The organism is Thermoactinomyces sp. CICC 10521 (assembly GCF_016055135.1).
GTDB lineage: Bacteria > Bacillota > Bacilli > Thermoactinomycetales > Thermoactinomycetaceae > Thermoactinomyces_A > Thermoactinomyces_A daqus.
Window position 1 is genome coordinate 1 of the sequence record NZ_JAECVZ010000091.1, and the last position, 775, is coordinate 775.

Here is a 775-nt window from a genome sequence, read left to right on the forward strand (position 1 = left end):
ATCGCATCACCATCCAGCGAAAAACTACGACCCGGGACGCTGAGGGAAACGTGCGCGAGTCTTGGAATGATGTGGCGACAGTATGGGCCGCTTTTGAACCAATGACCTCTCGATGGCGTGAGTTTCTCCAGGCAGCCGCTATCAATGCGGAAAGTTTTGTCCGCTTCCGGGTCCGGTATCGTCCGGATGTGACCCCAGGCATGCGAATCCTTTATGCCGGGCGGCAATTCGATATTGTACAATCAGTCGATCTGAATGGCCGTCATCAGGAAACTGATATTTTTGCGAAGGAAGTGACTGCAGGTGGCTGAGATGGAGTTTGTCGGTATGGATGATATTATTCTCAAACTCCGACAGCTTGGTGCCCGGGCGGCTCGAGTCGAAAATGAAGCGCTCCGGGCAGGCGCAAAGGAACTTCAGGAAACCATGAGTCGGAATGCGCCCGGACCATCCGACAAAAAGAGGAAACACTTGAAAGAAAATATCCAGATGAGCCGTGTGAAACAAAAAGACGGGGTAAAAGCGATCGAGGTCGGCCCCGGCAAAGAATCCTTTTACGCTCAGTTCCTCGAGTTCGGCACGTCGAAGATGTCTCCTCATCCCTTTGTAGGGCCAAGTATTGATGAATCGGCCCCACGAGTAACAGAAGCAATGGCCGAAAAGTTGAGGAAAGGGATCGGCCTATGATTAACCTTAAACCACTCGTGGTATCAGCGCTTGAATCGAATCAGGCGCTTATTTCATTGCTTGGCGGGCCCCGGATCTACTTCATGGT

Annotated in this window: 2 protein-coding genes; both read left to right on the forward strand. The window is 51.9% G+C overall.

The genetic code is table 11. The annotated features are described in order from the left end of the window. Nucleotides 1-311: phage head closure protein (locus I8U17_RS18120; RefSeq protein ID WP_198060006.1), on the forward strand; the 311-nt coding region annotated here is incomplete at its 5' end. A gap of 1 nt (nt 312) precedes the next feature. Further along, nucleotides 313-687: an HK97-gp10 family putative phage morphogenesis protein gene (locus I8U17_RS18125; protein ID WP_232331187.1), complete on the forward strand. Its 375-nt coding sequence runs from the start codon at nt 313-315 to the stop codon at nt 685-687. Nucleotides 688-775 lie beyond the last annotated feature (88 nt).